The 26,765-nt window shown below is 34.0% G+C and carries 17 protein-coding genes and 2 pseudogenes; 6 read left to right on the top strand and 13 right to left on the bottom strand.

The window, feature by feature from the left end; genetic code table 11:
• Positions 1-16 precede the first annotated feature (16 nt).
• The gene (locus tag ADIWIN_RS05295; RefSeq protein WP_020895473.1) at positions 17-973 is read left to right on the top strand and encodes an aldo/keto reductase; all 957 of its coding nucleotides are present in this window, start codon (positions 17-19) and stop codon (positions 971-973) included.
• Between the two features lie 4 nt (positions 974-977).
• Here ADIWIN_RS05295 and ADIWIN_RS05290 read toward each other — a convergent pair whose 3' ends face one another.
• The 10 genes and pseudogenes from ADIWIN_RS05290 to ADIWIN_RS05245 all read right to left on the bottom strand — a co-directional run bounded on the left by ADIWIN_RS05290 (position 978) and on the right by ADIWIN_RS05245 (position 17,407).
• Entirely contained in the window at positions 978-1,961 is a 984-nt protein-coding gene (locus tag ADIWIN_RS05290) for a DNA topoisomerase IB (protein WP_040756598.1), read from the bottom strand.
• 119 nt (positions 1,962-2,080) lie between these two features.
• The gene (locus ADIWIN_RS05285; protein ID WP_020895470.1) at positions 2,081-3,505 is read right to left on the bottom strand and encodes a TolC family protein; all 1,425 of its coding nucleotides are present in this window, start codon (positions 3,503-3,505) and stop codon (positions 2,081-2,083) included.
• Between the two features lie 197 nt (positions 3,506-3,702).
• Positions 3,703-4,373 (bottom strand): annotated as a pseudogene (locus ADIWIN_RS05280) (ABC transporter ATP-binding protein).
• A gap of 135 nt (positions 4,374-4,508) precedes the next feature.
• Positions 4,509-5,252 (bottom strand): head GIN domain-containing protein, encoded by a 744-nt coding sequence (locus ADIWIN_RS05275; RefSeq protein ID WP_040756597.1) that lies wholly within the window; start codon positions 5,250-5,252, stop codon positions 4,509-4,511.
• Positions 5,253-5,269: 17 nt separating this feature from the next.
• The gene (locus ADIWIN_RS05270) at positions 5,270-7,654 is read right to left on the bottom strand and encodes an ABC transporter permease (RefSeq protein WP_020895466.1); all 2,385 of its coding nucleotides are present in this window, start codon (positions 7,652-7,654) and stop codon (positions 5,270-5,272) included.
• Between the two features lie 12 nt (positions 7,655-7,666).
• On the bottom strand, positions 7,667-10,018 hold the full coding sequence (locus ADIWIN_RS05265; RefSeq protein WP_020895465.1) for an ABC transporter permease: 2,352 nt from the start codon (positions 10,016-10,018) through the stop codon (positions 7,667-7,669).
• Between the two features lie 149 nt (positions 10,019-10,167).
• On the bottom strand, positions 10,168-12,615 hold the full coding sequence (locus tag ADIWIN_RS05260; RefSeq protein WP_020895464.1) for an ABC transporter permease: 2,448 nt from the start codon (positions 12,613-12,615) through the stop codon (positions 10,168-10,170).
• A gap of 59 nt (positions 12,616-12,674) precedes the next feature.
• Positions 12,675-15,092: an ABC transporter permease gene (locus ADIWIN_RS05255; RefSeq protein WP_020895463.1), complete on the bottom strand. Its 2,418-nt coding sequence runs from the start codon at positions 15,090-15,092 to the stop codon at positions 12,675-12,677.
• Between the two features lie 160 nt (positions 15,093-15,252).
• Positions 15,253-15,930 (bottom strand): ABC transporter ATP-binding protein, encoded by a 678-nt coding sequence (locus tag ADIWIN_RS05250; protein ID WP_020895462.1) that lies wholly within the window; start codon positions 15,928-15,930, stop codon positions 15,253-15,255.
• Between the two features lie 226 nt (positions 15,931-16,156).
• A complete protein-coding gene (locus ADIWIN_RS05245) occupies positions 16,157-17,407 on the bottom strand; it encodes an efflux RND transporter periplasmic adaptor subunit (RefSeq protein WP_020895461.1) in 1,251 nt (416 codons plus the stop codon).
• 300 nt (positions 17,408-17,707) lie between these two features.
• On the opposite strand from ADIWIN_RS05245, the gene ADIWIN_RS05240 reads away from it, so the two are divergent.
• Positions 17,708-19,060, top strand: coding sequence for a sigma-54-dependent transcriptional regulator (locus tag ADIWIN_RS05240; protein WP_020895460.1), 1,353 nt, complete (start codon positions 17,708-17,710; stop codon positions 19,058-19,060).
• A complete protein-coding gene (locus tag ADIWIN_RS05235; RefSeq protein WP_020895459.1) occupies positions 19,050-20,393 on the top strand; it encodes a sensor histidine kinase in 1,344 nt (447 codons plus the stop codon). Before ADIWIN_RS05240 ends, ADIWIN_RS05235 begins: the two co-directional genes overlap by 11 nt.
• Here the strand turns inward: ADIWIN_RS05235 and ADIWIN_RS05230 are convergent.
• From ADIWIN_RS05230 to ADIWIN_RS05220, 3 genes and pseudogenes are all read right to left on the bottom strand, one after another.
• Positions 20,390-22,786 carry a protein-disulfide reductase DsbD family protein gene (locus ADIWIN_RS05230; protein ID WP_020895458.1) on the bottom strand — a complete coding sequence of 799 codons (2,397 nt, stop codon included), beginning with the start codon at positions 22,784-22,786 and terminating at the stop codon, positions 20,390-20,392. The genes ADIWIN_RS05235 and ADIWIN_RS05230 overlap by 4 nt on opposite strands.
• A 148-nt stretch (positions 22,787-22,934) precedes the next feature.
• Entirely contained in the window at positions 22,935-23,336 is a 402-nt protein-coding gene (locus ADIWIN_RS05225) for a rhodanese-like domain-containing protein (protein WP_040756609.1), read from the bottom strand.
• Between the two features lie 17 nt (positions 23,337-23,353).
• Positions 23,354-23,670, bottom strand: a pseudogene (locus ADIWIN_RS05220) (rhodanese-like domain-containing protein).
• A gap of 348 nt (positions 23,671-24,018) precedes the next feature.
• Here ADIWIN_RS05220 and ADIWIN_RS05215 point away from each other — a divergent pair.
• The 3 genes from ADIWIN_RS05215 (at position 24,019) to ADIWIN_RS05205 (ending at position 26,765) form a co-directional block, all read left to right on the top strand.
• The gene (locus tag ADIWIN_RS05215; RefSeq protein ID WP_081669531.1) at positions 24,019-24,567 is read left to right on the top strand and encodes a MarR family winged helix-turn-helix transcriptional regulator; all 549 of its coding nucleotides are present in this window, start codon (positions 24,019-24,021) and stop codon (positions 24,565-24,567) included.
• Complete coding sequence (locus tag ADIWIN_RS05210; protein WP_020895453.1) at positions 24,533-25,048, top strand: YceI family protein; 516 nt, start codon at positions 24,533-24,535, stop codon at positions 25,046-25,048. Before ADIWIN_RS05215 ends, ADIWIN_RS05210 begins: the two co-directional genes overlap by 35 nt.
• 316 nt (positions 25,049-25,364) lie before the next feature.
• A complete protein-coding gene (locus tag ADIWIN_RS05205) occupies positions 25,365-26,765 on the top strand; it encodes an anthranilate synthase component I family protein (protein WP_020895452.1) in 1,401 nt (466 codons plus the stop codon).

The raw sequence follows: 26,765 nt of genomic DNA, 5'->3' as shown, positions 1-26,765 counted from the left end.
TCAGAATAATTAACAGATGAGCAACACAAAAATTGGATTAGGCTTAGCCGCTTTGGGCAGACCAGATTATATAAACATAAGACCAGAGCAAAACATAGATAAGTCTATTGAGAGTTTTAAGGCAAATGCTTTAAAGGTTTTAGATGAAAGCTACGCCTTAGGAATTCGAGATTTTGATGTGGCTCCTTCTTATGGTTTGGGCGAACAATTTTTACAAGATTGGAATGACTCTAGAAACCACAAAGATGTTCATCTTTCTACTAAATTTGGGTATACCTATGTTGCGAATTGGGAAGTCGGATTTTCAGGTAAACATGAAATTAAAGAACATTCTATAGAGAAATTGAATGCACAATGGGAGGTTTCAAAAGCTTTATTACCTAATTTAAAAATCTATCAAATTCATTCTGCAACTTTGGATAGTGGTGTTTTAACAAATGATGCTGTACTCTCTAGATTAAACGACTTAAAACAAGAGCATCAACTTAAAATCGGAATATCTTCTAGCGGAACTGAGCAGGTAAGAATTATAGAAGATGCTCTAAAAGTAACTTTTGATGGTGAAGATTTATTTGATAGCTATCAAGTCACCTTCAATATATTTGAACAATCTACGCTTGAAATTTTAAAACAATTATTAGCCAAAGGAAAAACTATTATTATCAAAGAAGCTCTAGCTAATGGACGCATATTTAGAAATGAGAAATTTGAAGAATACCATGAAGCCTATACGTATCTAGAAACGCTTTCTACAAAATACAATGTTGGCACAGATGCTATTGCCATTCGTTTTATTATGGACAGTTTAGAGCCAAGCATCATATTAAGTGGTGCGTCGAGCACGAATCAGCTTCAACAAAATTTGAAAGCTTTAAATTTTAAACTTGATGCGGACGACATATCAAAACTAAAATCGTTTGCTGTAGATCCAAAAGACTATTGGCAAGAACGAAGTGATCTCAGTTGGAATTAACCATTTATTTTAATTTCTTTTTCAACATACATAACACACCGATTTCTTCTCTTGAAAGGTTTTCATTGACCTTCAAAAGTCGAAAAATTTCCTTTTGAAAATAATTAATGGTTTTGCCGTCAATATATTCATCAATGACACGTGGATCTATATAAGAACTACGTGCTACCGAAGGCGTATTCCCTAACCTTTCACTAACCTTTATAACAGCATTGCGAATATTACTATCCAGTTCTTTTTGATCTTGCTCTTTAGAATAGCCAATCTCATCTAATGCCATAGCCGCAATTACAGTTCCTGCCCATGTTCTAAAATCTTTGGCTGAAAATTCGTCCCCCATCACATCCCTAATATACGCATTGAGATGATCGCTCTTCACGTCTTGTTTTATACCGTCTTCATCAATAAATTTGAATATTTCGTATCCCGGTAAGTCGTCGATTTCTTGTACTATTTTCGCCAATTTTTTATCTACAATATGTCGTTCTTGTTCTTTACCAGACTTTCCGATGTAATGAAAAATCAACTCATTTCCATCAATCTGCAAGTGTTTACTTCTCATCGTAGTTAAACCATAACTTCTATTTTCTTTGGAATAACGATCACTTCCTGGGCGAAAATAAGCCGCTTCTAAAAGGCGAACCATACACGCTAGCACTTTTTCCTTAACCAATTTCCGCTTGCGAAGATGCTGACCTGTAACACGTCGCATGTGCTCTAGCTCGCTAGCAAACTTTAGGATGCGGTCAAACTTTTCCTGATCTTGTTTTTCTCTATATTTCGGATTATAGATGTATTGTTTTCTGTTTTTATCGTCTCTACCTGTCGCCAAAATCTTAGCTGATTTTTTGGAATCAATTTCCACTGTTGTCCATGCCGGAGGAATAACCAGCGATTTAAACCATTCTTTTAAATCTTTATCTTTTATAGTTTTATCAGTGCTATCGACATATCGAAAGCCTCTGCCATGCTTTTTTCTGTAGTACATGATGTCATTCCTGTTAATGAATTATAAAGTAAATTCTTTAACACCAAACGCATTAACTCAAAAGCCATTAAATGTATCTTCTTTAGTCTGAAGTTAAAAAGTTGAACGACTTCAACTAATCAAAATAAATTAGTTCCTCTGTAATAATCTAGAACTTTTACACGCAATAAGTATTCGTATTTCGCATTAGCGAGATTCACTTTGGCATTATCTAAATTGTTCTTACTTGTTATATAATTTAAGAAATTAGACACTCCATTTTTAAAACGTATATCATTAATTCGATACGATTCTTGGTAAGCCTTCACTTGTTTTTCTATACTTTGATGACGGTTATAAACAGCTTCCATATCAAAATAAACCTGAGCAATTGCATTTTTTATATCTACATGTGTACGCTCTAATTCTATGATGGACTCCTCTACTCTAATTTTTTCTAATGCCACATTATTTTTAGCTCTAAATCCATTGAACAATGGCACATTAACGGCAACACCAACCACAGTATTTAAATTGTTATCTAATTGATCTTTGTAACCAATACGTTTTGAAGCAAAATTGGTTTGCTCCGTCATAATTGGTAAATCTTGACCATCAACCGTAACAAAATCACTCCTCCCCACAATGCTTGTCCCCGTTGAAGTAAACAGTTCTGCTGCACTAGAGTAATTGGTATTGATACCACCAAAAAGCGATATTTCAGGTGTGAATTGAGACTTAGCAATACTGACACCTTTTTTAGCAGCTTCAATACGTAATTCCTTAGCTTTAAATGTGGCTAAATTTTGAATAGCTTCTTCAAAAACGGCATCCGAACTTAAATTGTATTTTTCAAAATCTAGAATTAATCCATCTGTCGCTAGATTGACGTTTTCTTTTAAATTCATTAATTGTGCTAAGTTCAGTTTGGCATTATTTAAGCTACTTTCAGAAGATAAAACACTAGTTTCATCACTAGCAACCTGTCCTAAAATATCAGCATAATCCGCTGGATTTCCAGATTCATTGTCGTAAAAATCTTGTTGAATTTTAAGTTGTTGTTTCGTTGTTTCTAATCGTGCTTTAGTTAATTCTAAAACATCTCTAGCATTTAAAACTTGAAGATATGCTAAGGTTACATTTAATATTAAATCTTGTTGCGCGGCTTCAATTTCTAACTCAGACGCCTTTTTATTCAATCGCTCTTGTTTGGCCGAATTTAATAATCGAAAGCCATTGAAAATAGTCATATCCAAACTTAATCCTAAGTTTGAAAAGGTTAATTCTTGATTGATATAAGCGTTGGTAAATGGATCGATACTTCTTCCATCATTAACACCCAAACTAAAGTTTCCATTAAGACTTGGCAGCAAATTAGCTTTAGACTGTTGGTAATTTACTTTTGCTGAATTGGCTTGTAAATTGGTAGATTTTAAATCGAGATTATGCTCTATTGCGACTGCAATGCATTCGTCTAAAGTATAACTTTTGTTTATTTCACTTTGAGAAAAACTAGCCCAGCTCATCACTAGAATGATGATTAATATTGCAAGTTTATGTGTCATGATTTGTTTCTTTTTAATTATTTAGGTGCAGAACAATTAATCCTACAGCATCGTCAATTCGAGTGTTTCGAGTGAGCGAGACATGTATCGAGAATCTTATATCTACATATTACTTCTCGATACAAAATTTTCTAAAAAACGAAAATTTCACTCGAAGCGACGCAACGTTATCGAAATGCCTTTCTGTTTATGAATAATTAGACTATTTTTCCGTCTAGCAGATTAATAATTCGAGAGCCATAAGCGGCATTACTTTCAGAATGTGTGGCTTGGATTATGGTGACTCCTTCTTTATTTAATTGCGCAAAGAGCTCCATAATTTCTTCGCTTTGTTTCGAATTCAAATTACCTGTTGGCTCATCTGCTAAGATCAACTTTGGCTTTCCTATTAATGCTCTCGCAATACCAACTAATTGCTGTTGACCACCGCTTAATTGAATAGGGAATAAATCTTTCTTCCCAACGATATTAAAACGATCTAACATATCGGCCACCATCGCTTTGCGTTCAGAAGATTTTACGTTTTTATAGAGTAAAGGGGTTTCAATATTTTCATAAACTGTTAATTCGTCTATAAGATGATAGGCCTGAAATACAAATCCGATATACTCTTTATACAATTTGGATCTGTTTTTTCTTTCATGCTATGCACAGGTTCTCCCAAAAAGGTATAGCCTCCATCTGTGAAATGATCTAACAGGCCAATGCAATTCAACAAAGTAGATTTCCCAGAACCAGATGGTCCCATAAGTGAAATGAATTCGCCTTCCTCTACATTAAAATTGATATTATCTAGTAATGTGACTTTATTGCTTCCTGAGTTTACGGTTCTGGTGGCTTCGTTTAGACTTAATAGTGTGTTTTTCATTTTTATTGATGTGTTAACTATTGTATTCTTTGGTTACTTGTGTATAATGCATTATCCTCAAAAACACCCCTAAAGTTATCTCGAGGGGACCATCTAACTAAGACTATTTTAGGAAAATCTTATAGTGTTTATAATTTAATCAATTCGTGTAATTTCTGAGTCTCCAAAACTCAAGCCTTTATTCACCTCAGCATTTCCTTTATATCGTAATGTAGCTTCGCCATAAGCTGTAAATTTAATCTGTTCTGAAGCTTGAATTTTAAATACAGCTTCACCATAAGCTTTCAATTTTGAAATCTTATTATTTATCTCAACAAGATTAATACTACTTGCTCCATAATCCGTAATATTTTGTTTTGTTATAGTTCCCTTAATAATTGTTAACTGACTTTCTCCATAAATATCTACGTTAAACGTTTCAAAATTAACATCGTTAAACGTGACTTGTGATTCACCATAAATATTCAGCGTAAACTTTTTTTCATCAATCAAACTCTTACACAGCGTGCGTTGTTCTCCTCTTAAAGACAATGCATTAATATTTTTGTAGGTAACTAGAATGGTTAGTACTTTTCCTTTATAGATTGGCACTTTCATCTTCATACCATCTTTTGTAATACTTTCGTTTTTAGTAGTTTCTTTCGCATCATCTAAGTACACGCGAAGTGTTCCCCCTTTAACTTCAATGTTTATTTTGTCTTCTGGTTCTGTGCTGTCTAATATAGTTACAGATTCTTCATCTCCTTGAACAAATGTGGTTTCTATATGTGGACTTATAATGACCTTATTAAAGGACTCAACAGGCTTCTTTGTTTGTGCCTGTGTAATTTGGCTCATACAAACCAATAGTATGACTAAGCTATATTTTAAATTTTTCATGTTTTATTTTTATAAAATTATTCTGTTCTTAAACTTTTTATAGGATTTGCCACTGCTGCTTTAACCGCTTGATATCCGACCGTAACAAATGTGATCATCAACGCTAATGCACCAGCAATTGCAAAAACTGTCCAGCTAATAGTAACACGATAAGCAAAATCTTGTAACCATTGATTCATAAAATAGAATGCTAACGGAAAACTAATCACTAAAGAAATTAATACCAATCTCATAAAATCCATAGAGAGTAACTGTACGATTCTTGGGACGCTTGCTCCAAAAACTTTCCGTATTCCAATTTCTTTATGACGTTGTTCTGCCATATAAGCTGCTAAGCCAAATAAACCCAAACAAGCTACAATGACTGCCAAAATTGAAAATAACAATCCGACATTTGCTGTACGTTGTTCTTTCTCATATAGTAATTCTAGATTCTTATCTAAAAAGGTATATTCAAAGGCAGAGTTTGGTGCTATGTTTTTAAATGTGTTTTCAAAATTTGAAATCGTTTCAGATAAAACTTCATTTGTAAATCGAATTAACAAGTACGATTTTGGTTCTCTGTTTGAGTTATGAAACGCATAAGCACCAATTGGATTATGCAATGACGCAAAATTAAAATCCTCTACAACTCCATGTATATAAGCATTATTACCTAATTGCATCGCTACTTTTTTTCCAATAGCTTCCTCTGGCGATAATCCTAAAAAGTCAACTGTAGTTTTGTTCACCACAACCTCAACTAAGGTATCACCTGCCTGTTTATTTTTAGGCAACAACTGACCTGCCAAAAGCTTAAGCTGTAATACATCCGCCACTTCACGCTCAGAAGTATTTGTTGAAATCCCCATGGTTTCGTCCGTATTTGGTTTATTAATACTTCTCCCACTAACTCCCATACCAGGATAACCTTGAGATCTCCCTACAACTGAAACATTTGGTAATTTTTTAAAAGCATTTACTAAAGCCTGATTAGCTTGTCCTCCGCGAATTGCAGATGTTGAAATAGCCATTACATTTTCAGGATTATAGCCTAAACTTTTATTCTGAATGTACTCTAGTTGCTGATGAATCACAATCACTCCAATAATTAGAACAACTGATGCTGAGAACTGAACCACAACCAATCCCTTTCTTATAACACTTGCGACACCTCCTTTATTAGTGGATGGTTTAAGGACTTCTTTAGGCGAGAATCGTGATAAATATAATGCTGGATAGGATCCTGAAATAAGACTTGTTACGAACCAGATTAAGACTAAAAAGATAATGATTTCAATAGAAAAAAGTGATGAAATATCGAGTTCTTTTCCTGCAATATCATTAAAGACGGGTAATGCGACAACCGCAAGCACACCTCCTAAAATCATGGCAATTGCAGTAATTAAACCTGTTTCAATATAGAATCTAACAATGATATCTCTAACAGATGCTCCAAGCGTTTTATTAATACCGACATCTGTGGCACGTTTTTGAGAACGTGCTGTAATTAAATTCATGTAATTAATACAAGCAATTATTAAAATTAAAATCGCTAAAGCCGTTAAATTTCTAATCTGATTGATATCACCATTTCGCTCAATATAACTATCCTTATATGTTGAAGAATACAAATGAATTTCTTCTAAAGGCTGAAGCGAAAAGTTGTACCATTGGTCATCCTTTTTAACATTTTTATCTAGAATATCTTGAATTTTAGCTTCAACATTAGCCACATTTGGTGACGCTGAATTAAAGCGCAAGAAGGTTTCAAAACTCGCATTATCCCAAGTGGGATTTTTTGCTGCATTTTGCATTAAAAATGGAGCAACCACGTTAAAATCTAACGAACTATTTTCAGGAAAATCCTTAAATATACCTCTCACCTCAACAACATCTACATCATCTATGGTTAAAGTCTTTCCTATTGGATTTTCATTTCCAAAATACCGTTTCGCAGTGCTTTCTGAAAGTAAAACCGTATTTGGAGTCTTGAGAACTTCTGAACCTTCTCCTTTAACAATTTCAACATCAAACATATCTAATACAGAAGCATCAGACCAAAATAATTTTTTCTCAGTAAACACCTCGTTACTGGCTTTAATAAAAGCTGTCCCTCCAAAATCGTGTTTGAGTAGTCGTCCTGCTTCTGCAATATCAGGAATATTTGCTTCCAACTCTAGTGCGACTGCTGAAGGAGAACCTGTCCAAGTTTCAAGATCATCTTCTGTTGTATTAAGAAGTACACGATAGATTTTATCCTTGTTGGCGTACATGGAATCAAAACTACGTTCGTGTAAAATAAATAAAAACAGAACCAATGTTGTGGCTAAACCAATGGAAAGCCCTAAAATATTTACAATTGAAAATAAACGATTCGTCTTTAAACTTCTCCAAGCAATTTTTATATAACTACGTATCATAATACTTGTTTTTTATTCGGTTTTTAAACTATCTACAGGATTTGCCAATGCTGCTTTTACAGCCTGAAAGCTTACTGTTACCATCGCAATTACAATAGCAACAACACCAGCCATAACAAAAATCCACCAATTCATTTCTATGCGATATGCATAATTTCCTAGCCAATTATCCATAATGTACCAAGCTATAGGAATGGCAATTACAATGGCAAGACCAACGAGTTTTAAAAAGTCTTTAGATAATAATTTTACAATACCTGCAACACTTGCACCTAAAACTTTACGAACTCCAATTTCTTTACTCCGCTGCTCTGCGGTATAAGCCGCCAATCCAAAAAGTCCCAAACAAGAAATAAGAATGGCTAATAAAGCAAAGAGTTGAGATAACTTTCCAACGAGCTGCTCACTTTTAAATTTGGCATTAAAAGCATCATCTACAAAGCTGTATTCAAAAGGAAACGCTGGATTGTGTTTTTTCATTACCGCTTCAATTTTAGATAGCACATCGCTAGTTCCTATTTTAGGATTTGTTTTTAAATACATATAACTCGCTTCACCATGGTAATTAAAAAACAGCACAGGATCACTTTGCCCGTACATGTCATCAAAGAGGTAATCTTTTACAACGCCAACAACCGTATATACATCTCCTCTATCTATTTTTTTACCAATAGCACTGCCTTGTCCCATTAGTTTAGCAAACGATTCTGTAATTAAAACACTCGCACTGTCTTTTGCCATGTTTTCATAAAACCCACGACCTTCAACGATTTCCATACCTGCAGTTTCCAAGAAATCGGAACTGACATATCTAAAGAAAATTAAGACGTCTTCTGTATTTGTGCCTCCTGTCCATGTTAAGTTAGAACCATTATTACCTCCATTTAAAATCCCTGAATTATTTAAACCGACGCTTGAAACCGCTCCTGTATGTATTAAATCCTGTTTAATGATATCAAATTTTTCAATCATCGACCCATTGACATTCAATGAAATCAACTGGTCTTTATCAAAACCTAAATCTCTGTTTTTTATATGTTGAAGTTGTTGATATACTAGAATCGTACAAATGATAAAAACGATTGAAATTGTAAACTGCCCAACAACGAGCCCTTTCCGTATATAATTTGCAGAACCTTGTGTGACTTTTAAACCTTTTAAAACCTCAACAGGCTTAAATGAGGATAGATAAAAAGCCGGATACAGTCCTGCAAAGATGCCGCACACTAGCGTAATTCCTAACAAAAAGACAATATGTAATGGCTTAGCCAATCCTAAAACTAAATCTTTCTCTATGAGCAAATTGAATTGTGGCAATAATATAAAAAGCAATAATACATTCACTATAGTTGCCATAAAAGCGAGAATCAAAGCTTCAGAAATAAATTGAAAAATTAATCGTGTACGACCAGAGCCCATGGCTTTTCGAACTCCAACTTCGTTGGCACGTTTTTCGCTTCGCGCTGTGGATAAATTCATAAAGTTAATACACGCAATGAGTAAGATAATTAAAGCAATAATGGTAAATAATCTCACCGAATCTATGCGTCCACCAACTTGCTTTCCATTTTCAAAATGATCTCTTAAATGCCAATCTTTTATGGAATGTAAAAATGCTTTTGAGTCACTATCTCCTGTTTTTTTCTCTAATAAATGTCTTACTTGAGCATCAACGCCATTAAAATCGGCTTCTGGCGATAATTCTAAAAAAGTATCTGCAAAGAAGCTACCATATTCATTGGTCCATTCTTTATCATTGCTCCAACGCTCAAATGGCGCAATCCAGTTGACAGGAAACGTCACGTTTTTCGGAAAATTCTCAATGACTCCAGTTATGAGGTATTGATCTTTATTGTCTATGGTTAAGACTTTGCCTAATACTTTGGTGTTTTCGCCATAAAGCTGTTCAGCAGTTTCTTTAGTAATAACGATAGCTTCCGGATTCTTAAAGGCGTCTTTAGCATTTCCTTCTACAAACTTTAAACTAAAAATCTCAATAAAATCTTCATCTACAAAACGTCCACCGCTATTAATGGCATTATCATGTACCGCAAATAAAAAGTCTCTATGTTTAGTACGCGATGCCTTAACAATTCCTGGAATTTCCGTTTTCATAGCTTCCGCAAATGGTCCTGGTGTAGAATTGAACGTTCTCCATTCACCATCATATTCTTGATGCGTTGGTACATAGTAAACTTGGTCTTGTTTTGCAAAACCAGAATCAAAACTCAACTCATCTTCAACCCATAGAAAGATTAAACTGGCACACGTAATTCCTATGGCTAATCCGAAAATATTCAGAAAGCTATACCCTTTATTTTTACGTAAAGTCCGGAATGCTATTTTTATATAATTTAAAATCATACTGTTTTTTGACTGAATTAATTACTTCTACTCATTATATAGTGAAGATGATGCCAAAACCTTAAAATACTATTTATCAATAAACTAGCTTTAATTCAAAATTAAATAGTGTTCGCTTTTAGTACACTATTTGTTCGTAATCGAACACTTTATTCTGAACGTAAAGAATCTACAGGATTGGCATTTGCAGCCTGAAGTGTCTTTACACTGATGACTAATAAGGCAAAGAAAATCATAGCCATTCCGCTCATCAAGAATATCCAAAAACTTATACTCGTTTTATAGGCAAAATCTTGCAACCAGTTATTAATGCCATACCAAGCAATTGGTGCCGCAATTACAAAAGCAATCGCAACCAAGATTAAGAATTCTTTACATAAGATTATGTTAATTTGAAATAATGACGCTCCTAAAACTTTGCGGACTCCGATTTCTTTTACACGTCGATTTGTGGTATAAATGACAAGACCCAATAAGCCTAAACAGCTAATGAGAATAGACAAGCCAGTTGCCCAATTTAAAAGTGTAGACATCTTTTGCTCCCGATTATAAAACTTCTGGATGGTTTCATCTAAAAACTCTACCCGATAATCATCGGTCTCAGTATAGACTGTTTTGTAAGCATTTTTAATTTTTGAAAGTGTTCCATTAAAATCTGCTGATGATTCATTTTGAAAAGCAATATGAACGGCTTGAAACTGACTCCAATCTGGTTGATACCAATCTCCTCTATATGCCATGGGTTTAATAGCGCTTCGCAATGAACGTTGGAAAAAATCTGCCATAACTCCGACTATAGGCACACTTTGATCACCTAATAAAACTATTTTCCCAATAGCTTCGTCGGGACTTTTAAAACCAAGTCTTTTTCTACACATCTCATTAATCACTAGCTCCTTTACGGTATCATTTCTGATGGTTCTTCCTGCTATTAGATCTAACTCAAACAGCTTAGCGTAATTGACGTCTCCATAAATAAATTGCAAGTCAAAATTAACCTCATTATCACCATTGTTATAGGCAACCGAAGAACTATTAGTAGAAATAGATGCAGGTGCATTACCTCCAATACTAATCGCTTTAATTTCAGGAATAGCTCTTAATTTCTCAGCATAAAGCTCTTTTTTAGAAATTTCGCGTTCCGCTCTTGGGCTATAAACGGACACAATAGCATCCGTTTTAAAACCCATATCTGTTTCTAAAAGAAAATTTATTTGTTGACCAACCAACAACGTCGCAATTACAAATACTTGAGCAATAGAAAACTGAAAAACCGTTAAGAATTTACGTAGTTTCACCTTTTTATTTCCGACAGCTAAATGATTTTTTAAAACGGAAACCGTGTTAAATTTTGAAAGTACTAATGCGGGATAAAAACCCGATAAAAATGTCACTAAAAGTAATAGAATAGTAATACCAAGAATGATTATAGGTGATTTCATCAGCTCATAACTTAAACCTTCTGGCACAAAATCGGAAAATACATTAATCAACCATCTAGAAAGTAATAGTGATAATACTGCAGACACCAAAACCAATAAAAATGTTTCACCCATAAATTGACCAATGAGTTGTTTTCTAGAGCTTCCTAATGTTTTACGGATTCCTATTTCTTTAGCACGTTGAGAAGCTTGCGCTGTATTAAGATTTATAAAGTTGATACAACCTAACACCAATAAAAATATCGCCACCAAAGCGAGATTAGTAAGTAGTGATTTACTGGCCTGGCCTTTAGACCAATCGTAAATACCATACTTTTCGTTGAAGTGAATATCTCCTAATGGTTGCAACGTAAATTGTTGTTCATCTCCATATTTTTTAGATTCCTCATCTTGGTGCTCCTTTGCTAAATCATCCAAACGATTTTGTATCGCTGATAAGTCGGCATTTGGCGTCACCTTTACAAAAAGCTGAGACGCATCGTTGGTGTTATTCCAGTTTTTATTGAGGAAATTCTCTCTTAATCGCGTTTGTAAAATGGTAGAATGCGAGATAAATTCTTCAAACACAAAATCTGTTCGTTCTTTAAAATTCTCAACAATTCCTGTAACCGTTATATGAAGTGAATCATTGTAAACTAAGGTTTTTCCAATAATATCTGAAGGTTTTGTATTTGGAAAATAATCAGCTGCTCGATTTTCAGTAAGAATAACATTATTAGGACTCGCTAAAATTTCAGATGTATTACCAGCTAAAAATTTATAATCGAAAATCTTAAAATAATCAGCATCTGCAAAAATGACGAAGTTGGGCCATTTAAATTCTGAACTTAATTCTCTGTTTTCAACTTTAAAAGGTCGTTCAATATAAAAGCCACTAACGGTTTCAAAATTTGAATCCTCAGTAATGGCATCTTCCAATGCTAGCGTGACTCCAGGAATAGAAAAACTAGCTTCTGGACTACTTAAATCTGTAACGACTCTATAAATACGTTCCTCATCTTTATGAAATGTATCGAAGGTAGCATCGTAATAAATCATTAATCCAATGACAAACGACGCACTTAAACCAATGGTTAATCCAATAATATTTATTAGAGAAAACACCTTATGCTTCATGAGGTTCCTCCATGCTATTTTGAAATAATTTTTAATCATGATGTATTGTTTTATAGCAAAACTTACAAGGTTTCAAATACCTTGCAGGTTGATGATGGTTATTCCGTTCGTAATGCATCTACAGGATTAGAGGTTGCTGCTTTAATCGTTTTTACGGCTATGGTGAGCATGGCTATGACTACTGCAATTCCGCCTGCCAATAGAAACATCCAAATATTAAGATCTATATGATACGCATAATTCTGTAACCAATTACGCATTGCCCACCATGCTATTGGCGACGCGATTAAAAAAGCGATAACTACTAATTTTAAAAAGTCTTTAGTCAGTAATATTGTAATGGCCGAGACACTCGCACCGACTATTTTACGAACTCCTATTTCCTTTTTACGCTGTGCTACAATGAGTAATGACATCGCAAACAAACCGATACAACTTAAGATTATAGCGAGTATTGACCCACTACCAATCATGGTAATCATAGTACGCTCATTTCGTAAGGTTCTATCAATATTTTCATTTAAAAAAGACCCTTGAAATTCGGCATTGGGCTCAATAGTTTTCCAAGCTGCTTTTACATCTGTATAAGCTTGTTCTAAATTTTGTGATGACACCTTAACGTATACGTTGCGTAAATTCCAGTTAGGAAGTGCAAATAAAGTCATTGGTGCAATATTCTGGTCGAGTTCTTGAAAATTGAAATCTTTAATAACCCCTACAACAGAATATACTGCATCATCTAAATCTATCTGAGAAGCTAAAATATCATCTTCATTGAGTTGCTTTGCCATGGCTTCATTAATAATAACCGAAAGACTATCACTCGCTAAGTTTTTTCGAAATGAACGACCTTCAATAATATTCAAGTCTAAGGTTTCAATATAATCGGCATCTACAACCACCATGTGTGTATCTACTCCTCTACCTTTGTGTTCAAAACCCAAAATACTAGTTGAACGCGAGCCATCTTTTCCTAAACCTAAAATATTATTAGATGCTGTAACACTTACAATATTAGGTTTATCTTGAAGCGTATTTCGAAGTAATTCTATAGCTTGTTGATCGTTAAGTTGGCCATTCAGTGGAAAAGCAATCACTTGATCTTTATTGAAACCTAAGTCTTTGGTCCTCATAAATTCCACCTGATCCCAAAGTACAAGCGTACCACTAATCAGTAAAATAGCAATCCCAAATTGTAAGACCATTAAACTATTTCGCAAATGGTTTTTACCATTGACATCGAGCTTCCCTTTTAAGCTTTGTAAGGTTCCAAGACGACTCATTAATAACGCAGGATAACCTCCAGCAATTAATGTGATCAGCAAAACACTTAAAATAAGCACCAATAACAATGATGGCTTTATTAGCGTTGCCAATGATGCTTGGGTTTTAAATAAGGTTTGAAAGTATGGTAGTAAAACCACGGCTAATAAAATCCCTAGTCCGATGGAAATTAAAAACACTAAAATGCTTTCACCCCAAAATTGAAAGAACAGCTGTTTTTTGTTTGCTCCTAGCGTTTTTCGCATGCCAATCTCACGCAAACGTTGCGCACTTTTAGCAATACTCATATTGATAAAATTCACACAAGCGATAAACAGAATTAAAATTGAAATCCCCAAGACCAAATAGGGCATTGTACGACTTACAGTTACTGCGCCTTGATTAAAATCAGCAAAGCGAACATCTGCCAAAGGCAATAGTTTTAGTTGTCTATAAAGACCTTCTGTATTAGGCTGAAACCCATCACGCTTAGCATTATCAATCTCGTTTTTATAATGTAATTGGGTAAAATCAGTGGTGTTTTTTTCAAATTGATCAGGTTGTACACTTTCTGCAAGTTGCATATATACCTCATGATTCTCCATGTCCCAACGCCCTATTGTTCTGGCATACCCATGTTCATTCTGACTTTTAAAATTTAAAACGATATCAAATCCCATAGAACTTGTATTCGGAAAATCTTTTACGATTGCTGTAACCGTAAACGGTACTTGCTGCTCATCTCTTAGAATACTAACCGTTTGCCCGATGGGCTCTTCATCTCCAAATATACGTTTCGCAGCTAGCTCTGTCATTACCACAGAAGACTCTGACGTTATTGGATTTTTCGTATCTCCTTTTATGATTGGAAAGCTAAACATCTCGAAAAAATCAGGATCTACATAAGCCGTACTCAAACCGAATTGCTTGTCTTCTTGACTTAATAAGACACCAGTACTAACATAACGTGTAATTTTCTCTACTCCTGTAACCTCATCTTTCAAAGCGGCAGCAAAAGGTTCGGATTTTGAGATGTTAGCTTCAATGCCATTTAACCCACTATCTTCTGTATACACTTGATAGATTTCATCTCCATGCTCATGAAAGCGATCAAAAGACAATTGAAAAACGGCATACATGCCTAATAATAGTGCTACTCCGAATGCCACTGTAAGACCTACGACATTGAGTGCCGTGAATGTTCTGTTTTTCCAGAGGTTTCTGAGTGCTATTTTGAAATAATTTTTAAACATAGTTTCTAAGAATTACTGTTCGTTTTTTGATTGATTTGGCTTCGACACTTCAGTAGTAATTGATTGGTTGTTTTATGATTTACGGAAGTGTTTTCGGCCTGATTGATGGATTGATTGATGATTATATACTTACAAGGTTTTAAAAACCTTGCAGGATAGACTACGCCAATATATTTTCTGTTACTTTTTGTCCGTCTAACATTCTTATAATTCTGTGACTGTATTTTGCATCGTGCTCACTGTGTGTTACCATGATGATGGTTGTTCCTGCTTCATTAAGATCTATTAATAAATCCATAACTTCATTACCATTAGTACTATCTAAATTTCCTGTTGGCTCATCAGCCAAAATTAATTTCGGTTTATTTACAACAGCTCTTGCCACAGCTACACGCTGCTGCTGACCACCAGATAATTGTTGAGGAAAGTGATTACGTCGATGCATAATTTGCATTTTCTCTAAAACCGCTTCTACTTGCTTTTTACGTTCTGCCGGTTTAACACCTGTGTAGATTAATGGTAATTCTACATTTTCAAAAACTGTAAGTTCATCGATTAAGTTAAAGCTCTGGAATACAAAACCGATATTGTGTTTACGTAATTCTGAACGCTTGCGCTCATTATAACCAGCGACTTCTGTGCCGTTAAACATAAAACTACCTCCATCAGGATCGTCTAATAATCCCAAAATATTCAATAAAGTCGATTTCCCACATCCCGAAGGTCCCATGATCGCTACAAATTCACCTTCTTTAACATTAAATGATAATTTGTTTAAGGCTATGGTTTGCACTTCTTCGGTTTTATAAAATTTCTCTAAGTCCGTAATTTGTATCATTGTATTTATATTTTTTAGCTGTTGGCTTTTGGCTGTTAGCCCTTAGTTGTTGGTTGTTGGTTGTTGGTTGTTGGTTGTTGGTTGTTGGTTGTTGGTTGTTGGTTAAAAATATTTCTTTTATCTATACTCTTTTATCTTTTCTCTTGCCTCTTGCCTCTTGCCTCTTGCCTCTTGCCTCTTGATTCTTGTCTCTTGTCTCTTGCTTCTTGTCTCTTGTCTCTTGCTTCTATTTCAAAATCAACTCTTCCGTATCACCAAAAGAATCATAACTCGATGTCACTACTTTATCTCCTGGATTTAATCCCTCAAGCACTTCGTAGTATTCTGTATTCTGACTTCCTAATCTAATATTTACTTTATAAGCCGTGTTACCATCTTCGCTCACTTTAAACACCCAATTCCCTCCTGTTTTTTGAAAGAACCCACCTTTTGAAACTAATAAGGCTTCTTTTTCGGCACTTAAGGCCACACGGATCTGTAAGTTTTGACCTCTTCTAATACCTTCAGGCACATCACCCTGAAATTTCATATCCACTTGAAAACGACCATTTGTTACTTGGGTAAATACTTTTTTAATTTCTAAAGTGTAGGTTTTATTATTCAACACAAAGGTTCCAGTTTGACCATTATAGATTCTTGAAATATAGTGCTCATCAATATCCACTCTTACTTTATAACCAGTAATCACATCAACTTGTCCTAATCTCGTGCCTTTATTAATGGACTGTCCGATTTCAGCATCTAAAGAGGTTAACTGCCCATCAATTGGTGCTCTAACCACTAAATCCCCTACTTTTTTTCGCATTAATTCTAAAGCACTTTGCGTTCTGGCGTATGAGTTTTTTGCTTGACTCACTTCCAATTTAGACGAAAGAGTATCTTCAGATAAGACTTGTTTGGCGAGCTTCATCCGTTCTTTTTGGTAGTCGAAATTGTTTTGAGACGACTCATAATCCATTCTTCCTATCGCGCCTTTTTCATATAAGCGTTTATTCAAATTATAAACACGTTCGGCTTCAATCAGATTGTTTTCAACATCTGTAAATTGATTTTGTCTGTTAATGGTATTTTGACGCGCTGCATTTTGAGAAATCTGCATTTGCGTTAACAAATTATATACTGATGTTTCTTGATTTATTAAACTCAATTCCAAATCTGTATTCGATAATCTTAAAATAGGCTCACCTTTTTTAAGCATCGCTCCGTCTTCAACAAACTTTTCTTCTACACGTCCACCTTCTAAAGCATCTAAATAAATTGTCGTCACAGGAAGCACGATCCCATTAACCGGAATATTTTCTTGGAAGACACCTTTCGAAACGGTATTGATAGAAATGCGTTCTTTTTCAACATTCAATTTTGAACCACCTGAGGTTTGAAAAATAACATACACGATTAAAGCCACTATGGCTAAAACCCCTAAAGCTAATCCTAGTTTTTGATTTGAAAATTTCTTCTTCTGAATTGGAACGTCCATTATATATCTTTTATTTATACCATTTATATAGTGAAGATGATGCCAAAACCATAACAACCTTATTTATAGCTGCTTATATTTAAATCCAAAACTAAAAGTGTCCGTTTTTGATACACTTTATGTTCGAAAACGCACACTTTTGAAGGCTGTAAAAATTTAGGTTTTGTAATTTTTATAAGCCCAAGATAAAATCGTAATATTGTAAACACAACCTTAGAATGAGCTCTATACGTAATTTAACGAAGAATGACGTTGGGCTTTGAAGGGACTTCCTAATAAATAAACCTCGATTATCGAGTGATGGTATTAAAAAACGCTACAATATTAGTTATAGACGATGATGTTGATGTATTAACAGCATTACGCCTGCTTTTAAAACCACTGGTTAAGGAAGTGGTTACCGAAAAAAACCCAAGTAATATTACGTCTCAAATTGAGCGTACCTCCTACGACATTATCATTTTAGATATGAACTTTAATGGTTTAGTCAATACGGGTAACGAAGGTATTTTTTGGTTGAATAAAATCCGGAAACAAAAACCTGAAACCTCAGTTATTTTAATGACTGCCTATGCTGATATTGATTTAGCGATAAGAGGATTAAAAGAAGGAGCTTCTGACTTTTTGATGAAACCTTGGAAGAATGAAAAAATTATAGAAACAATTACAACGATTCTAAGTCAAAAGAAATCCCAAAACACCCAAAAGAAACACCTTAACAGCAATACTGTTGAAATCATTGGTGATAGTGATGTTATGACGGATATCTTTACCAAACTTAAAAAAGTAGCACCCACAGATGCCAACGTTTTAATCCTTGGTGAGAACGGCACAGGTAAAGATTTAATTGCTCGAGCGCTTCATGACAACTCCAATAGAAAACACCAACCGTTTGTAAAGGTCGATGTTGGTGCTTTAACTGAATCACTATTTGAAAGTGAATTATTTGGGTATAAAAAAGGTGCGTTTACAGACGCTAGAGAAGACAGAAAAGGCCGTTTTGAAGCTGCCCATGGTGGTACACTATTTTTAGATGAAATTGGTAATATTAGTTTAGCTCAACAAGCAAGATTACTCACCGTTTTGCAGAATAGACAAGTCACGCCATTAGGTTCTAATACTTCAATTTCTATTGACATTCGGTTAGTTTGTGCGACGAATATTGACCCACAAATTTTAGCTGACGAAAAGAAATTTCGAAAAGATTTAATTTACAGAATAAATACGGTGGATATTATTGCGCCACCACTTAGAGATCGTGGCACGGATATTACCGAATTAGCACATCATTTTGTCACCTTATATGCCGAAAAATATAATAAAAGTCCGTTTTCATTTGATTCGGGTTTTATTTCAAAATTAAAAAACCACGATTTTCCGGGTAATGTTAGAGAATTGCAATACGTTTTAGAACGTGCTGTGATAATGACCGATGGGTCCGTTTTAAAACCTGAAGACTTAGTGTTTTCATCAATAGAGCGTCCGTCCACGGCAACGCGTATTACCACGAAGAGTTTAAACTTAGACGATTTAGAAAAAAATGCGATTTTAAATGTCCTTGAAAAAAATAAGGGCAACGTGTCAAAATCGGCTAAAGAACTGGGGATTACAAGAGCTGCTTTATACCGAAGACTAGAAAAGTATGAACTATAGAAGTTACATCTTTTGGCTCTTTTTTAGAATTTTACTTTTAGTGAGTACCATACTTGCATTAGCCTATACGATATATAAGGAACAAACGGCTTACATCGTAGTAATTAGCATGGCGCTACTTTACCTATGTATTAATACCTACACGTTTGTAAAACGACGATTTGTGGTGATGGATGATTTTTTTGAAGCTGTAAAGTATCGTGATTTTTCGAGATGGTTTCCAGAAGACAGAGGTCCAAAAGATATCCGTTTTTTATACACAGGTTTTAATGAAATTAATAGAACCATTAAAGAAATCAACTCTCAAAACGAAGCGCAATATGTTTACCTTCAAAAGATTTTAGAAATGGTAGACATTGGGATTATTGCGTATAATTTAGAATCTGGCGACGTGCTTTGGAGTAATGATTCTTTTGGGGAAACGCTAGATATGCCTTCGTTTAAAAATATTCGGTTTGTAGAAAATAGAAAACCAGAATTATTCAATACTATTTTTGAAACCTACCATAGAGAACCGAATTCTATTTCTATAGCGCTTCAAAATGAAAGTATTAAAATCTTGATTTCTGATACCGTATTTCAAGTTAAAGAGGATGCTTTCAAATTAATTGTGATTCAGAATATCGATGATACTTTAAATAAAAATGAATCGGAATCTTGGAAGAAACTTTTAAGCGTGATGACACACGAAATCATGAATTCTATTGCTCCGATTTCATCCTTGGCAGATACACTTCAAAAAAACTTACAATTAGCCATAGAACAACCTGAAGAAACACGCCTTGAGTTAGAGGATTTAAACGCTGGAGTTAAAACTATTAAAAACCGTAGTGAAGGTCTTTTAAAATTTGCGAAGACCTATAGAAGTTTGAGTAAAGTCACACACCTCAACCTACAACGGGTTAAAATTGAAGACTTATTTAATAATCTTCAGTTGTTAATGGAACCTTCGATAAAGGCGAAAAATATAAGTATAGAATTTAATGTTACGTCTCCTAAACTAGAGTTGGATATTGACACCCATCTTATAGAACAAGTCTTAATCAACCTTATTTTAAATGCTGTTGATGCTTGTAAAGATGGAGTACATCCACAAATTAAAGTCCTTGCTTCTCAAAACCCAAATAGAGATATTGTGATTAAGGTTTTAGATAATGGCTCGGGAATTCCTAAAGATATTCTAGAAAATATATTTGTTCCATTCTTCACCAGTAAAACGACAGGAAGTGGTATAGGACTAAGCCTTTGTAAGCAAATTATGTTGCTTCATAAAGGCCGAATCATTGTTAAAAGTGTAGAAGGCGAAGGTTCTGTTTTTAGTTTGATTTTTTAATCTTTAAAATTCCCAATCCCTTCTTTTAACCATGCCTCGTATTCCTCAATATCTGGAGTATAAGCAACAGGCTCAATAAGATTTTCTTCATTATGATCCATCAATACATAATACGGTTGTGTATTGGTTTTATATTTAATGGTTTGCATTTCGCTCCACTTCTGACCTTTGTTTCTTAGTTTTTTTCCTGGTCTTAATTTTGAATCTGGCGCTTCACCTTCAGGAAAATCGATTTGCTCATCAACATATAAAGAAATAAGCACAATATCATTTTTAAGTTTAGATAATACTTGTGGATCTACCCAAACATTCTGTTCCATTTTACGACAGTTAACGCAAGCCCAACCTGTAAAATCGAGCATCACAGGTTTCCCTACTTTTTTAGCATAAGCCAAACCGGTTTCGTAATCATTAAATGCTAAAATATCATGTGGTGCTAATAAATGTGCTCCTTCAGGAATATCTGTTATACTTGCACCACCACCTCTTGAATTACCGACTCCATACGGAGATTCAGAATAATCTAATGGAGGAGGAAACGCACTTATAATTTTTAAAGGTGCTCCCCAAAGTCCCGGAATCATGTAAATCGTAAACGTCAGCGTTAGTAAGCCAAATAATAATCGTCCTACGGAAATATGTTTCAGTGGCGAATCGTGTGGCAATTGGATTTTCCCAAAAAGATATAAGGATAATGTTCCAAAAATAGCAATCCATATAGCGATAAATACTTCACGTTCTAAGAAATGTAATTGCAATACTAAATCGGCTTGTGATAAGAATTTAAACGCTAAAGCTAACTCTAAGAACCCTAAAACGACCTTTACGGTATTTAACCAGCCTCCTGATTTTGGTAGAGAATTTAACCAACCCGGAAAAGCAGCAAATAATGCAAATGGTAATGCGATTGCAGATGAAAAGCCTAACATTCCTATTACCGGTGCGATACCTCCTTTAGAAGCCGCTTCAACCAAAATAGTTCCTACTATTGGCCCTGTACAAGAAAACGAGACAATTGCTAAAGCCAAAGCCATAAAAAAGATGCCAACTAGTCCACCTCTATCAGCTTGCTTATCGGCTTTATTTGCCCAAGAATTAGGTAATACAATTTCAAAAGCGCCTAAAAATGAAATGGCAAAAACCACTAATAGTATAAAGAAAATTAGGTTAAACCAAACGTTTGTGGCTAATGCATTTAAGGCATCTGCTCCAAAAATAGCTGTTATGATTGTACCTAATAAGACATAAATTACAATAATTGATAATCCATAAATGATAGCATTACGAATGCCTTTGGCTTTAGATTGACTTTGTTTTATAAAGAAACTTACCGTCATTGGTATCATTGGAAACACACATGGTGTTAATAACGCTACAAATCCAGAAAAGAAAGCAATAATAAAAATAGACCATAAACCTTTGCTCGACTCGTCGTCATCTGCTTCAGAGTTTTCAGAAATATCTGAGGAAGCCACAACAGTCTTAGTTAAATCATATTCTAAATCGACATAAGTTGGAGCTGTACATTGTGTGTCATCGCAAGACATAAAGCCAACCTCAGAAACGAGTGAAGAAATTGTTGCGTCTGAAACTTTAATTTTTTGTCTGAATTCAGCCTTATCTTTAAAGTATTTAATCTTCATATCGAAGACCTTGTCTATACTTTCTTCACCCTTTTCTTCATTAGTTGAACCGACTAACTCAACACCGTCTTTTAATGTGTAATCAAAACTCGTTGGAATTGGGCCGCCTTCTTCAATATTTTGAGCATATAACTTCCAACCCTTATCTATCGTTGCGGTAGACACTAAAATCAATTCGGTATCATTTATTTTCTCAACAGAAGTGCTCCATTTTACAGGCTCTAGAATTTTTGGTGTATTACCGGTTAAATTTAATGCCATTCCTGTAGAAACCTCTTTAACATCTTCAGTATCCTTCAAGTTAAACTTAAGATCGATATAAGTTGGCGGTAAACATTTTTCGTCATCACAGACCATAAATTCTACTTCACCTTCAATAAGTGACAATTCTTTATTGAGAACTTTAATACGTTGTGAAAACGCTGCTTTATTACCAAAAAATTTAATCCGCATTTGAAAAACAGGATCATCTATAGTTTCGCCTTCTTCCTCAGATGTTTTCCCTATTAATTCAAAATCTTTGGTCTCGGTATAAGAAAAGGTTGTAGGAATAGGGCCATTATCCGGTACATTTTGCGAATACAAATGCCAGCCAGAATCTATTGTTGCTATTGAAATAAGATTGTATTCTGTATCTGAAATTTTTTCAACCTTGGTTTCCCATTTTACGGGATCAAAAACCTGTGAAAATAAATTGAATGAAAACGTAAATGCCAAAAGGCAAAGCAGAAGTACTTTATTAAATTTCATAAACGACATGTTAATTTGCAAATGTAACAGAAGGGTTTCTATTCTAGGTTTACAATCGTCTAATTTATAAAAATCTTAAGAATTCGAGAAGAGAATTATAGGCATAAAAAAACCGAACTTAAAGTTCGGTTTGATTGTGTTTAGATTTTTATTGGATTTGTGTCTCTTCTGCAAATTTCCATTGAGAAATTCCACCTTTGAGATCATATATTTTTTTAAATCCTGCATCTATCATCTTTTTAGCGCATTTAGCACTTCGACCTCCAGACTTACAATACAATATCACAGGTTTATCCTTATCTAATTTTGTAATGTCATCATCAAAAGTAGGTGACATAAAATCTATATTTTGAGCATTAGCAATGAAACCACCTTCATATTCTTTGGGTGTTCTTACATCAATTAATTGCACATCTTCTAATTCTAAAATAGATTGCATTTCTTCCGCTGTTATTAACTTTATTTCAGAATCAGCCAAAGTACTATCTAAACAACTTGTGCTAACGCCTAGCGTTAACAATAAACAACATATTACAAATACTCTATTCATTATTGTTTGTTTTAAAATCATTGATTGTGGGCAACTTCACCTTGCCATTCGCTAAAACCACCTATGAGGTTATAAGCATTTTCAATATCTAATTGATTCATAATTGCACAAGCTTGTCCGCTTCTATTACCAGACTTACAGTACACGTAATAGTTTTTGTTTTATCTAACTGTTCTACTTCGTGTATAAATCCTTGTCCTTTAAATATATCTATATGAATTGCATTAGGAATCATCCCTAAATCAATTTCATCTTGTGTTCTAACATCTAAAACAACGGCATTATCGTCTGCTTCGAGTTGTTTTGTCCATTCTTCTTGTGATAAATCAGCCATTCTTTATTCTTAATTTTTAGCAAAATTAACATTCCATTATGATATAGACGTAAAAATATCAGAAGTGTTACATTTCAGATTCATTTTTTAACATATTCTACCTTTATCGTAAGAATCTACTGTAATAATACAGTTAATTACTCTTTTTTATTCATTTTTATGCTCTGATTTTTTTAATATGAGACCAACAGCATCTTCAATATATAACTCTTGTATCATTTTTTTAGTACATCTTTTCTTAAAAGTCATAAACTTCAAAATAATTAAAACCTACATGTTTTAAATTTAACAAAATATTAATTTCATATGTCAATAAAACACATACATTTGTATATACAATTGTTGTATATGAAAGAATTAAACGACATACTAAAAACAAAAGCTGATTTGCCGATACCAAGAGCGACAGTAATAAATATTTTTCACACCACAACATGGATGAAAGATGATTTGTTATTAGAGTTAAAACCTTTCGATTTATCCTTAGAACAATTTAATGTCCTTAGGATTTTAAGAGGTCAAAATGGAAATACTATAAACCTACAAGACATACAAGAACGTATGGTAAGTAAAATGAGTAATACGACAAGATTGGTTGATAAGCTGATAAAGAAAAAATTTGTAAACCGTACCATTTGTAAAACCAACAGAAGAAAGGTTGAAATCGTCATTACAGATTTAGGGTTAAAAACTTTAAAAACAGTGGACCCAATTATAGATTGCACAGAAAAAAACATCACAAAAAACTTGACTCAAGAAGAGTTGATACAATTGAATACCCTTTTAATAAAACTTAAAACAAATAATTATGAAAAACAGAAATTCAAAAGTTGCCATGCTATTCATTTTAGCATTATCATTTATGTCTTACACGACGTTAAAAGACAAAACCGTTAAAGTTGAAGAGAGCTCAGTAATTTGGAAAGGCTATAAAGTAGGAGGCGAACATACCGGAACTATTGATTTAAAAAGTGGTTCATTAACTTTTAATGGAAAAACCTTAACAGGAGGAAATTTCACTATCGATATGACGACTCTTGGTAGCACAGATCTTGATGGAGAATACAAGGGAAAATTAGATGGCCATTTAAAATCTGATGATTTCTTTGGTGTAGAAGAATTTCCTACAGCGACTTTAGACATTACATCTGTTACAGGTAAAGATGGAAATTACAACGTAAAAGCTAACATTACTATTAAAGGAAAAACAGAAGCTATTTCTTTTCCTATGCTAATTAAAGATAATACAGCGACTGCAAATTTAAAGATTGATAGAACGAAACATAACATTACCTATAAATCACCTTCATTATTAGAGACTTTAAAAGATAAAGCTATTTATGACGAATTTGATTTAAATGTAACGCTTACGTTTTAATCCCAAATAAATTTAGTCACATTTATATTCCTGTTTTCGTGAAATTTACGACAACAGGAATCTTTTTTTCCTAAAGTGTTTGAAATCCGAATTTTGATTTCTATCTTTGATGTTCAGATGAAAATAAATACAAATCATACTTGGTGGTGGAATTTCTCAAACTTACGTTCGTGAACTAATCCTTGGTATGTAATACTTATATAAAAAAAAGGCTTGTCATTCACGACAAGCCTTTTTTAATTTAACACAGCTTCAGAAGCTATTATATTGAAACGTATTTCTGTTTAAAGAGATATCAAATTGAATTTGACATAAAATGAAAACATTTAGTTTAAACACACATTATAAAAAAATATTAGCAGACACTATTACGCCAGTTAGTATTTATCTTAAAATTAGAGATAAATTCCCAAATAGTATTCTGTTAGAGAGTAGTGATTATCATGCAAACGACAACAATTTTTCATATATCTGCTGCAATCCTATCGCTTCTATAAAAGTGGAAGGTGATACAATTTCTCAAACCTATCCTGATGGAAGCTCTAAGAGCAACTTAATTCAAACCGTTGGTGTCATTGAAGAGATTCATAAGTTTACACAACGTTTTAAAGTGGATTCAAACAAAGACTTTAAGTTTATCAATAATGGAATTTTTGGATACACGGCTTATGATGCGGTAAAGTATTTTGAAGATATCGAAATTTCAAAAAAAGACAACTCTGTTTCTATTCCTGAAATATACTACGCTGTTTATCAAAATATCATCGCTATAGATCATCAAAAAAATGAAGCTTATATTTTTGCGCATTGTTTTCATAGCGAAAATAACATTGACGACATTTTACAATTGATCCAAACGAGACAATATGCCTCTTACGATTTTAAACCCAAAGGAGACATTGAATCTAATCTTACAGATGAGGAATATAAAGCAAATGTAGAACTGGCAAAAAAGCATTGTGGCCGTGGAGATGTCTTTCAATTGGTACTGTCTAAACAATTTTCGCAACAATTTAGCGGAGACGAGTTTAATGTATACAGAGCCTTAAGAAGTATTAACCCATCCCCTTACCTATTCTATTTTGATTATGGGAATTTTAAAATATTCGGAAGCTCTCCAGAGGCACAATTAGTGGTTAGTGATGGTAAAGCCGAAATTCACCCTATTGCTGGTACTTTTAAGCGAAGTGGAAATGACCTTAAAGATGCGCAATTAGCTGAAGAATTAATAAAAGACGACAAAGAAAACAGTGAGCATGTGATGTTAGTTGACTTGGCAAGAAACGACCTAAGTAGAAACGGAAGTAATGTTACTGTCGAAAATTATAGAGAAGTACAATTCTTCTCTCACGTCATACATTTAGTGAGTAAAGTTACAGGTACAATTCACAAAAATACCGATACCATGCAAGTGGTTGCAGACACATTTCCTGCCGGAACCCTAAGTGGAGCACCAAAACACAAAGCCATGCAGTTGATTGAAAAGTATGAAAAAACAAGCAGAGGTTATTATGGTGGAGCTATCGGCTTTATGGATTTTAACGGCAACTTTAATCATGCCATTATGATTAGAACATTTTTAAGTCAGAATCATAAATTATTTTGGCAAGCAGGAGCAGGAATAGTTGCCAAATCTGAAGCCGAAAGTGAATTGCAAGAAGTTTATAATAAGCTTGGTGCTTTAACAAAAGCGATTGAACAGGCTGAGGAAATTTAA

This window comes from Winogradskyella psychrotolerans RS-3, assembly GCF_000427335.1.
Taxonomy (GTDB): Bacteria; Bacteroidota; Bacteroidia; order Flavobacteriales; family Flavobacteriaceae; genus Winogradskyella; species Winogradskyella psychrotolerans.
Note: the sequence above shows the minus strand (reverse complement) of the source record. Positions and strands in the feature narration are given on the sequence as shown.